Source organism: Kitasatospora sp. NPDC059747, from assembly GCF_042732955.1.
Lineage (GTDB): Bacteria > Actinomycetota > Actinomycetes > Streptomycetales > Streptomycetaceae > Kitasatospora.
Map to the genome: position 1 here is coordinate 14,285 of NZ_JBHWGV010000065.1, position 10,714 is coordinate 24,998.

8 protein-coding genes are annotated in these 10,714 nt (G+C 72.8%); 6 read left to right on the top strand and 2 right to left on the bottom strand.

Annotation, left to right across the window (positions count from 1 at the left end):
- Nucleotides 1–89: 89 nt before the first annotated feature.
- Both ACFV4G_RS26185 and ACFV4G_RS26190 read right to left on the bottom strand, forming a co-directional pair.
- Complete coding sequence (locus ACFV4G_RS26185) at nucleotides 90–743, bottom strand: MBL fold metallo-hydrolase (RefSeq protein ID WP_380444432.1); 654 nt, start codon at nucleotides 741–743, stop codon at nucleotides 90–92.
- Nucleotides 744–788: 45 nt separating this feature from the next.
- A complete protein-coding gene (locus ACFV4G_RS26190; RefSeq protein ID WP_380444434.1) occupies nucleotides 789–1,523 on the bottom strand; it encodes a maleylpyruvate isomerase family mycothiol-dependent enzyme in 735 nt (244 codons plus the stop codon).
- A gap of 268 nt (nucleotides 1,524–1,791) precedes the next feature.
- On the opposite strand from ACFV4G_RS26190, the gene uvrA reads away from it, so the two are divergent.
- The 6 genes from uvrA (at nucleotide 1,792) to whiA (ending at nucleotide 10,552) form a co-directional block, all read left to right on the top strand.
- Nucleotides 1,792–4,704, top strand: coding sequence for an excinuclease ABC subunit UvrA (gene uvrA, locus ACFV4G_RS26195; protein WP_380444436.1), 2,913 nt, complete (start codon nucleotides 1,792–1,794; stop codon nucleotides 4,702–4,704).
- 97 nt (nucleotides 4,705–4,801) lie between these two features.
- Complete coding sequence (locus ACFV4G_RS26200) at nucleotides 4,802–5,248, top strand: Rieske (2Fe-2S) protein (RefSeq protein WP_380444438.1); 447 nt, start codon at nucleotides 4,802–4,804, stop codon at nucleotides 5,246–5,248.
- A gap of 96 nt (nucleotides 5,249–5,344) precedes the next feature.
- Complete coding sequence (uvrC, locus tag ACFV4G_RS26205; protein WP_380444439.1) at nucleotides 5,345–7,417, top strand: excinuclease ABC subunit UvrC; 2,073 nt, start codon at nucleotides 5,345–5,347, stop codon at nucleotides 7,415–7,417.
- A 118-nt stretch (nucleotides 7,418–7,535) separates the two neighbouring features.
- Complete coding sequence (gene rapZ / locus ACFV4G_RS26210) at nucleotides 7,536–8,420, top strand: RNase adapter RapZ (RefSeq protein ID WP_380444441.1); 885 nt, start codon at nucleotides 7,536–7,538, stop codon at nucleotides 8,418–8,420.
- A 63-nt stretch (nucleotides 8,421–8,483) separates the two neighbouring features.
- Nucleotides 8,484–9,581, top strand: a complete 1,098-nt coding sequence (gene yvcK / locus ACFV4G_RS26215) for a uridine diphosphate-N-acetylglucosamine-binding protein YvcK (protein WP_380444479.1) — start codon at nucleotides 8,484–8,486, stop codon at nucleotides 9,579–9,581.
- The gene (gene whiA / locus ACFV4G_RS26220; RefSeq protein ID WP_218199523.1) at nucleotides 9,572–10,552 is read left to right on the top strand and encodes a DNA-binding protein WhiA; all 981 of its coding nucleotides are present in this window, start codon (nucleotides 9,572–9,574) and stop codon (nucleotides 10,550–10,552) included. Before yvcK ends, whiA begins: the two co-directional genes overlap by 10 nt.
- Nucleotides 10,553–10,714 lie beyond the last annotated feature (162 nt).

The following is a 10,714-nucleotide window of genomic DNA, read 5'->3' on the forward strand; positions in this document are numbered from 1 at the left end:
AGCGTCTGTTGTTTACACCCCACCGCGGGGGCGGCGGCCAAGTCCCGGGGGTGGGCGCCCCCGCCCGGCCCCCCCCCGCCCGGAAGGCATCACCAGCCGCGCTCGCGCCATTCGGCGAGGTGCGGGCGCTCGGCGCCGATGGTGGTGTCGTTTCCGTGGCCGGGGTAGACCCAGGCCTCGTCCGGGAGGACGTCGAAGATCTTCTCGTTGACGTCCCGGAAGAGGGTCCGGAAGGCCTCCGGGTCCCCCCAGGTGTTGCCGACGCCGCCCGGGAAGAGGCAGTCTCCGGTGAACACGTGCGGGTGGCCCTGCGGGTCGTCGTAGATCAGCACGATGGCGCCGGGGGTGTGCCCGACCAGGTGCCGGACGGTCAGCTCGGCCCGGCCGACGAGCAGCTTGTCGCCGTCGGCGAGCCGTAGCTCGGTGGGGACGTCGATGCCCTCGGCGTCGTGCTCCCCGGCGGCGGTGCGGGCGCCGGTGGTGGCCACCACCTCGGCGAGTGCTCCCCAGTGGTCGTGGTGCCGGTGGGTGGTGACGACCGTCGCCAGGTCGTCGCCGACGGTCTCCAGCAGCGCCGGGGCGTCGGCGGCGGCGTCGATCAGCAGCTGCTCGTCGGTGGCCGGGCAGCGCAGCAGGTAGGCGTTGTTGTCGTACGGGCCGACGGCCACCTTCGTGATGATCAGGTGGGCCAGCTCGCGCACGTCCGGAGGCCCGCCGACCTTGACCGCTCCGTGGTACGTCATCCGTCCGCTCCTCGTCGTGTCGGTCCTGGGATCATCCTCGCCCCCTCAGCCCAGCGGGGGAAGCTGGGGGAGCGCGGTGTCGGGGGTGCGCTTCAGGTCGGCGCCGTCGGAGCGGCCCGAGAGCCAGGCGAGCAGGGCGCGGACCGATCCCCGGACGGTCAGGGCGGGTTCGCCGGTGCCGATCAGGCCGTGGTCCCCGGTGTCCTCGGCGACCAGCTCGACTCCCGGCAGCGCGGTGCCGTGGAGCTTGACGGCGAGCTTGTGGAACTCGACGACCGCGAACACCTCCGGCCACCGGGCCGGGCCGTAGCCGGCGTCCAGGTCGACCAGGTGGTACTCCAGCTCGCCGAGGCGCTTCCAGACCAGGTCGGCGGCCGGGAAGACGGCGCCGGAGCGGTGGTGGACGTCGGTGGCCCAGTCCTCGTCGGCCATCAGCGCGGCGGCCGCGGCGAAGCGCTCGTGCGACTCGCGCAGGTCGGCGAGCTGGGTCTCCAGCGGGCGCCCGGCACCGTCCTGGATCTCCTGGTCGCGGGCCTCCTCGCTGGCGTACTGCGGGATGTCGGTGCCGGTGCGGGCGCCGGTCAGCAGGTTGACCAGGGAGTCGGCGTTGCGGGCGAGGTGGGCCAGCACGTGGCCGCGGCTCCAGCCGGGGAGCGCGGAGGGCTCGGCGACGGCCGCGGGCTCCAGCCCGGCGACGGTCTCCAGCATGCTCCGGGTGCTCTCCCGGACCAGGCTCAGCCGCTCGGCGGCGACGGCGGCGGCGGACTGCGGGTCGGTCATCGGATCTGCCTTCGGTGCGAAGCGGTGCGTTGCCCCGTGGGGGCTCCGCTCGTTGACCAGTCGACGCTACCGCCGACACCGGAGCCCGAGCAGGGGCTTTTCAGGTCCGGGTACGGACGGCCCCGGGGCGGTCCTCACTCGTTCGGGTGGTCTCGGGTGGACAAAGTCGAGATTCGAACGTCTGAGCTATAGGCTGGCTGCCGCATCCTGGAAGAAGCACCCAATCTCACCGCAAGCCCTCTCGCCCCGGAGAAAGGCGCCAGAAGCAGTGGCCGACCGCCTCATCGTCCGCGGTGCTCGCGAGCACAACCTCAAGAACGTCTCGCTCGACCTGCCCCGCGACTCCCTCATCGTCTTCACGGGCCTCTCCGGCTCCGGCAAGTCCTCGCTCGCCTTCGACACGATCTTCGCCGAGGGCCAGCGCCGCTACGTCGAGTCGCTGTCCTCGTACGCCCGCCAGTTCCTCGGGCAGATGGACAAGCCCGACGTGGACTTCATCGAGGGCCTCTCCCCGGCCGTCTCGATCGACCAGAAGTCCACCAACCGCAACCCCCGTTCGACCGTCGGCACCATCACCGAGGTCTACGACTACCTGCGCCTGCTGTTCGCCCGGATCGGCAAGCCGCACTGCCCGCACTGCGGCCGCCCGATCGCCAAGCAGTCCCCGCAGGCGGTCGTCGACAAGGTGCTGGAGCTCGCCGAGGGCACCCGGTTCCAGGTGCTCAGCCCGGTGGTGCGCGAGCGCAAGGGCGAGTTCGTCGACCTCTTCGCCGACCTCCAGTCCAAGGGCTACTCGCGCGCCCGGGTGGACGGCGAGACGGTCCAGCTCGCCGAGCCGCCGAAGCTCAAGAAGCAGGAGAAGCACACCGTCGAGGTGGTCATCGACCGCCTGACCGTCAAGGAGAGCGCCAAGCGGCGGCTCACCGACTCGGTGGAGACGGCCCTGCGGCTGGCCGGCGGCATGGTCGTGCTCGACTTCGTCGACCTCCCGGAGGACGACCCGGAGCGCGAGCGCATGTACTCCGAGCACCTCTACTGCCCGTACGACGACGTGTCGTTCGAGGAGCTGGAGCCGCGCTCGTTCTCCTTCAACTCGCCGTTCGGCGCCTGCCCGGACTGCTCGGGCCTGGGCAACCGGATGGAGGTCGACCCGGACCTGGTCGTCCCGGACGTCGAGCGCTCGCTCGACGAGGGCGCCATCCACCCGTGGTCGGCCGGCCACGCCAAGGAGTACTTCCAGCGCCTGATCGACGCGCTCGCCCAGGAGCTGGGCTTCCGCACCGACATCCCGTGGGCCGGGCTGCCGGCCCGCGCCAAGAAGGCGCTGCTGTACGGGCACAAGCACCAGGTGGAGGTCCGCTACCGCAACCGCTTCGGCCGCGAGCGCTCGTACAGCACCGGCTTCGAGGGCGCGGTCCCGTTCATCCAGCGCCGGCACACCGAGGCGGAGAGCGACAGCAGCCGCGAGCGCTTCGAGGGCTACATGCGCGAGGTGCCCTGTCCGACCTGCCAGGGCACCCGGCTCAAGCCGGTCGTGCTCGCGGTCACCGTCCAGGACAGGTCGATCGCCGACGTCTCCTCGATGTCGATCAGCGACTGCGCCGAGTTCCTGGGCGCGATGAAGCTGGGCGCCCGGGACAAGCAGATCGCCGAGCGGGTCCTCAAGGAGGTCAACGAGCGGCTGCGCTTCCTGGTCGACGTCGGCCTGGACTACCTCTCGCTCGACCGCGCGGCCGGCACCCTGTCCGGCGGCGAGGCCCAGCGCATCCGGCTGGCCACCCAGATCGGCTCCGGCCTGGTCGGCGTGCTCTACGTGCTGGACGAGCCGTCCATCGGCCTGCATCAGCGGGACAACCACCGGCTGATCGAGACGCTGGTGCGGCTGCGCGACATCGGCAACACCCTGATCGTCGTCGAGCACGACGAGGACACCATCAAGACGGCGGACTGGGTGGTCGACATCGGCCCGGGCGCCGGCGAGCACGGCGGCAAGGTGGTGCACTCCGGTTCGCTGAAGCAGCTGCTGGCCAACAAGGAGTCGCTGACCGGCCAGTACCTGTCGGGCAAGCGGTCCATCCCGATCCCGGGGGCCCGCCGCGAGCGGGACAAGAAGCGCCAGCTGACCGTCCACGGCGCCCGCGAGCACAACCTCAAGGACGTCACGGTCGGCTTCCCGCTCGGCACCTTCACTGCGATCACCGGCGTGTCCGGCTCCGGCAAGTCGACGCTGGTCAACGACATCCTCTACACCCACCTCGCCCGGGAGCTGAACGGCGCCCGCAGCGTGCCGGGCCGGCACACCCGGATCACCGGCACCGACCTGGTGGACAAGGTGGTGCACGTCGACCAGTCGCCGATCGGGCGCACCCCGCGCTCCAACCCGGCCACCTACACCGGGGTGTTCGACCACGTCCGCCGGCTCTTCGCGGAGACGCAGGAGGCCAAGGTCCGCGGCTACCTGCCCGGCCGGTTCTCCTTCAACGTCAAGGGCGGGCGCTGCGAGAACTGCTCCGGCGACGGCACCATCAAGATCGAGATGAACTTCCTGCCGGACGTCTACGTGCCGTGCGAGGTCTGCCACGGCGCCCGGTACAACCGGGAGACGCTGGAGGTGCACTACAAGGGCAAGTCCATCGCCGAGGTGCTGGACATGCCGATCGAGGAGGCGCTGGCCTTCTTCGAGGCCGTCCCGGCGATCGCCCGCCACCTCCGGACGCTCAACGACGTCGGCCTCGGCTACGTCCGGCTCGGCCAGTCCGCGCCGACGCTGTCCGGCGGCGAGGCGCAGCGCGTCAAGCTCGCCTCGGAGCTGCAGAAGCGCTCCACCGGGCGGACGGTCTACGTGCTCGACGAGCCCACCACCGGCCTGCACTTCGAGGACATCAGCAAGCTGATCAAGGTGCTCACCGGGCTGGTCGAGAAGGGCAACACGGTGATCGTCATCGAACACAACCTCGATGTGATCAAGACCGCCGACTGGATCGTCGACATGGGCCCCGAGGGCGGCTCCGGCGGCGGCACGGTGGTCGCCGAGGGCACCCCGGAGCAGATCGCCGCGGTGTCGGAGAGCCACACCGGCAAGTTCCTCCGGGACATCCTCCCGGGCGACTTCGCCGACGCCCCGGTCGCCGTTCCGGCGAAGAAGGCGCCGCGCAAGCGGGCCGCCGTGGCGAAGAAGTAGTGCACGCGGGCACGGCCGCTCCCGCCCCGGGAGCGGCCGTGCGCGCCGCATAGACTTCCGTGGTCCCACGCCGCAGCCCACCCGCAGGAGCGCACCGATGTCCGAGGCCCCCGAGAGCAACCCCGCCACCTCCCGCCGCACCCTGCTCTGCGGCGCCGCGGCCGTCCTGGCGGCGGCAGGCGGCACCGTGGCGCTCACCGGCTGCGGCTCGTCGGCCGGTTCGTCCGGCTCTGGCGCCGCCCCCAAGGGCCCGGTGGACCTCGGCCCGGCCTCGGCGGTGCCGGAGGGCGGCGGCAAGGTCTTCCGCGAGCAGAAGATCGTCGTCACCCAGCCCACCGCCGGGCAGTACAAGGCGTTCAGTGCCAAGTGCACGCACGCGGGCTGCATCGTCGACCAGGTGAAGAACCAGCAGATCCAGTGCCCCTGCCACGGCAGCAAGTTCGCCATCGCCGACGGTGCCGTGGCGGACGGCCCGGCCCCCTCCCCGCTGCCCGCCTACACCGTCACGGTCGAGGGCGGCAACCTCAAGGTGACCCCGAGCTGACGCTGTTGAGCCCCGCCGAACAGACCCCCGCCGCGCCGACGTCCGCCGATCGGATCGGCCCTCCGCACCCCCGGCCCCACTCGGTACGGTGGACCCATGGCTGACCCGAGCACCTACCGCCCGGCCCCGGGCGCGATTCCGACCTCACCGGGCGTCTACAGGTTCCGCGACGCCCACGGCCGGGTCATCTACGTCGGCAAGGCCAAGAGCCTGCGCCCGCGCCTGTCGTCCTACTTCCAGGACCTCGCCGGGCTGCACCCGCGCACTGCGACCATGGTCACCACCGCGGCGTCGGTCGAGTGGACGGTGGTGGCCACCGAGGTCGAGGCGCTGCAGCTGGAGTACTCCTGGATCAAGGAGTTCGACCCGCGGTTCAACGTGAAGTACCGCGACGACAAGAGCTACCCCGAGCTCGCGGTCACCCTCAACGAGGAGTACCCGCGCGTCCAGGTGATGCGCGGCGCGCACAAGAAGGGCGTGCGCTACTTCGGACCGTACGGGCACGCGTGGGCGATCCGCGAGACGGTCGACCTGCTGCTGCGCGTCTTCCCCGTCCGCACCTGCTCCAACGGCGTGTTCAAGCGCGCGCGGCAGATCGGCCGGCCCTGCCTGCTGGGCTACATCGGCAAGTGCGCCGCGCCCTGCGTCGGCAAGGTCACCGCGGACGAACACCGCGCGCTGGCCGAGGACTTCTGCGACTTCATGGCCGGGCGCACCGGCAACTACCTGCGCCGCCTGGAAGACGGGATGCAGGAGGCCGCCGCGGAGATGGAGTACGAGAAGGCGGCCCGCCTGCGGGACGACATCGGCGCCCTCAAGCGTGCGATGGAGAAGAACGCCATCGTGCTCGCCGACGCCACCGACGCCGACCTCCTGGCCCTCGCCGAGGACGAACTGGAGGCCGCCGTCCAGATCTTCCACGTGCGCGGCGGCCGGGTCCGCGGCCAGCGCGGCTGGGTCACCGACAAGGTCGAGGACGTCGACACCGCGGGCCTGGTCGAGCACGCCCTCCAGCAGCTCTACGGCGGCGCCACTGCCGACGAACGCAGCGAGAGCGTCCCGCGCGAGGTGCTCGTGCCGGCCCTGCCGGAGCCGGACGGGCCGGTCCGGGAGTGGCTGAGCGGCCTGCGCGGCAGCCAGGTCGACCTGCGCGTCCCGCAGCGCGGCGACAAGAAGGACCTGATGGCCACCGTGCAGCGCAACGCCCAGCAGGCGCTGGCCCTGCACAAGACCAAGCGCGCCTCCGACCTCACCACCCGCAGCCGCGCCCTCCAGGAGATCGCCGACGCGCTGGAGCTGGACTCCGTCCCGCTGCGCATCGAGTGCTTCGACATCTCCCACCTCCAGGGCGAGGACGTGGTCGCGTCGATGGTCGTCTTCGAGGACGGCCTGGCCCGCAAGAGCGAGTACCGGCGCTTCCAGATCAAGGGCTTCGCGGGCCAGGACGACGTCCGCTCGATGCACGAGGTGATCAGCCGGCGCTTCCGCCGCTACCTCCAGGAGCGCGAGCAGACCGGCGAGTGGGCCGTCGTCGAGTCCGAGGACGACCAGCCCGAGGACGGTCCGCGCACCGAGGACGGTCCGCGCACCGAGGACGGCCGTCCCAAGCGCTTCGCCTACCCGCCGCAGCTGCTCGTCGTCGACGGCGGCCAGCCGCAGGTCGCCGCCGCCAGGCGGGCCCTGGACGAGCTCGGCATCGACGACGTCGCCCTGTGCGGCCTCGCCAAGCGCCTGGAGGAGGTCTGGCTGCCCGGCGAGGACGACCCCGTCGTCCTGCCGCGCAGCAGCGAGGGCCTCTACCTGCTCCAGCGCGTCCGCGACGAGGCCCACCGCTTCGCGATCGGCTACCAGCGCAGCAAGCGTTCCAAGCGACTCACCGCCGGGGAACTGGACTCCGTCCCGGGCCTCGGCGAGACTCGCCGCCAGGCGCTGCTCAAGCACTTCGGCTCGCTGAAGAGGCTCCGGGCCGCCACCGTCGACGAACTCTGCGCCGTACCCGGCATCGGACGCCGCACGGCGGAGACTGTTGCGGCGGCGTTGTCCTCCCGTACACCCGCCGCACCCGCGGTCAACACCGCGACCGGCGAGATCATCGAGGACGGGGCCGACCAGGCCACCGCGCCGGTGGCCGCAGCACCCACGACCGCACCATCCCAGGAGACGCCATGACGGCCGACGCCGCCCGTCAGCCGGCGTGCCCGGCCGCCGACCGCCCCGGCGGACCGGCGCCGCACGGCCGCGCCATGCGCGTGCTCCCCAGCAGAAAGACCGAGAGCGGGGAACCGAAGTGACCGTGTCAGACGTGGCCGAGAACGTCCCGGAGCTGGTGATCATCTCCGGCATGTCCGGAGCCGGCCGCTCCACCGCGGCCAAGTGCCTGGAGGACCTCGGCTGGTTCGTGGTGGACAACCTGCCGCCGGCCCTCATCCCGACCATGGTCGACCTCGGGGCCCGCTCCCAGGGCAACGTCGCCAGGATCGGCGCCGTCGTGGACGTCCGCGGCCGGCAGTTCTTCGACGACCTGCTCACCTCGCTCGACGAGCTGGAGAAGCGCGGAGTCCGGCTCCAGGTCCTCTTCCTGGACTCCTCCGACGAGGCCCTGGTCCGCCGCTTCGAGAGCGTGCGCCGCCCGCACCCGCTCCAGGCCGACGGCCGGATCGTCGACGGCATCGCCCTGGAGCGCGACCTGCTGCGCGAGCTGCGCGGCGAGGCCGACCTGGTGATCGACACCTCCAACCTCAACGTGCACCAGCTGCGCGCCAAGCTCGACGCCCAGTTCGCCGACCACGACGAGCCCGAGCTGCGCGCCACCGTGATGTCCTTCGGCTTCAAGTACGGCCTGCCGGTCGACGCCGACCTCGTGGTGGACTGCCGCTTCCTGCCCAACCCGCACTGGGTCCCCGAGCTGCGGGCCCGCACCGGCACCGACTCCGACGTCGCCGACTACGTGTTCCAGCAGCCCGGCGCCAACGAGTTCCTCAACGGCTACGCGGAGCTGCTCCGCATCGTCACGGAGGGGTACCGCAGGGAGGGCAAGCGGTACATGACGCTTGCCGTAGGCTGCACCGGTGGCAAGCACCGCAGCGTCGCGATGTCCGAGCGCCTGACCAAGCGCCTCATCGCCGACGGCGTCGAAACGGTGCTGGTCCACCGAGACATGGGACGGGAGTAACCGCCGCCTCCTCGCCGGGCCGCCGGCCGGGCGGCCGCGGGCGAAGAGGAACGCGAGGTGGGTGTGACGGGATACGTGCCCGGACGGCAGCCGCACCACAAGAACGGCGACCGGACCGGGGTCCCGGCGAGGACCCCGGCTCCCAGCAAGCCGCGCAGCAGCCCCGCCCGGGCCAACCCGGCCCCCCGGATCACCGCCCTCGGCGGCGGCCAGGGCCTGTCCGCGTCGCTGTCGGCCCTGCGCCGGCTCACCAGCGACCTGACCGCCGTGGTCACCGTCGCCGACGACGGCGGCTCCAGCGGGCGGCTGCGCACCGAGCTGGGCGTGCTGCCCCCGGGCGACCTGCGCAAGGCCCTGGCGGCCCTGTGCGGGGACGACGACTGGGGCCGCACCTGGTCCGAGGTGATCCAGCAGCGCTTCACCGGCAGCGGCGACCTCGGCGGCCACGCCGTGGGCAACCTGCTGATCGTCGCGCTGTGGGAGAAGCTCGGCGACCCGGTCGCCGCGCTGGACTGGGTCGGCCGGCTGCTGAACGTCCAGGGCCGGGTGCTGCCGATGTCGGCGGTGCCGCTGGACATCGAGGCCACCGTCCGCGGCCACGACCCGGCCCACCCGGGCGCGGTCACGGCCGTGCGCGGCCAGGCCAGCGTCGCGGTCACGCCGGGCACCGTGCAGTCGATCCGGCTGGTGCCGGAGGAGCCGCCGGCCGTCCCGGAGGCCGTCGCGGCCGTGCGCGAGGCGGACTGGGTGGTGCTCGGCCCGGGCTCCTGGTTCACCAGCGTGCTGCCGCACCTGCTGGTGCCGGACCTCGCCAAGGCCCTGGTCGAGACCCGCGCCCGCCGCCTGCTCACGCTCAACCTGGCGCCCCAGCCCGGCGAGACCGAGGGCTTCACGCCGCAGCGCCACCTGGAGGTCATCGCCGACCACGCCCCGGGGCTCGCCGTGGATGCGATCCTGGTGGACGAGCGGGCCGTCACCGGCGGCGCCTTCGGCCAGGCCGACCTGGACGGCCTGGAGAAGGCCGCAGAGCGGATGGGCGCGGCCCTGGTGCTCGGCCGGGTGGCCCGCACCGACGGAACCCCGCGACACGACCCGGAGCTGTTGGCGGCAGCGTACGACCGGATTTTCCGGACACATGGAAGGATCGGGCCATGGCGATGACTCCAGCGGTGAAGGACGAGATCAGCCGGCTCCCGGTCACCCGGGCCTGCTGCCGCAAGGCGGAGGTGTCGGCGATCCTGCGGTTCGCAGGCGGGCTGCACATCGTGAGCGGCCGGATCGTGATCGAGGCCGAGCTCGACACGGGGGCGGCCGCGCGGCGCCTGCGCAAGGACCTGCTGGAGATCTTCGGGCACTCCTCCGACCTCGTCGTGATGGCCCCCGGCGGGCTGCGCCGCGGCAGCCGGTTCGTCGTGCGCGTGGTCAAGGACGGCGAGCTGCTCGCGCGCCAGACCGGCCTCGTGGACGGCCGCGGGCGCCCGATCCGGGGCCTGCCCCCGGCGGTCGTCTCCGGGGCGACCTGCGACGCCGAGGCGGCCTGGCGCGGGGCCTTCCTCGCGCACGGGTCCCTCACCGAGCCCGGCCGCTCGTCCTCGCTGGAGATCACCTGCCCCGGCTCCGAGGCGGCCCTCGCCCTCGTCGGCGCCGCCCGCCGGCTCGGCATCCCCGCCAAGGCCCGCGAGGTCCGCGGGGTGGACCGGGTCGTCATCCGGGACGGTGACGCGATCGGCGCGCTGCTGACGCGCCTGGGCGCGCACGAGTCGGTGCTCGCCTGGGAGGAGCGCCGGATGCGGCGCGAGGTCCGGGCCACCGCCAACCGCCTCGCCAACTTCGACGACGCCAACCTGCGCCGCTCGGCCCGCGCCGCGGTCGCGGCCGGCGCCCGGGTGGCCCGCGCGCTGGAGATCCTCGGCGACGAGGTGCCCGAGCACCTGGCCGCGGCCGGCCAGCTGCGGATGCAGCACAAGCAGGCCTCGCTGGAGGAGCTCGGCGCGCTCGCCGACCCGCCGCTGACCAAGGACGCGGTGGCCGGCCGGATCCGCCGCCTGCTGGCGATGGCCGACAAGCGCGCCTCCGAGCTCGGCCTGCCGAGCACCGAGGCGAACCTCACCGACGAGATGGCGCTCAACTGACGAGCCGACGATCACGGTCGTGACCGATTCGCGGCCGGTGTCCGGATTCCGGGCACCGGCCGCCGTCGGGTCCCGGCGCCCCCCCCGGGGGCGGGCGGCGGCGACCCGCGGGGGCTGGCGCACGGGGGGCGGGGGGCGCACGCACGCCCGGTAGACCGCGAC

Excerpts from the sequence above, each read along its gene's own strand:
- ACFV4G_RS26200 (WP_380444438.1), top strand. The coding sequence starts at position 4,802 with ATGTCCGAGGCCCCCGAGAGCAACCCCGCCACCTCCCGCCGCACCCTG.
- ACFV4G_RS26190 (WP_380444434.1), bottom strand. The coding sequence starts at position 1,523 with ATGACCGACCCGCAGTCCGCCGCCGCCGTCGCCGCCGAGCGGCTGAGC.
- ACFV4G_RS26185 (WP_380444432.1), bottom strand. The coding sequence starts at position 743 with ATGACGTACCACGGAGCGGTCAAGGTCGGCGGGCCTCCGGACGTGCGC.
- uvrC (WP_380444439.1), top strand. The coding sequence starts at position 5,345 with ATGGCTGACCCGAGCACCTACCGCCCGGCCCCGGGCGCGATTCCGACC.
- whiA (WP_218199523.1), top strand. The coding sequence starts at position 9,572 with ATGGCGATGACTCCAGCGGTGAAGGACGAGATCAGCCGGCTCCCGGTC.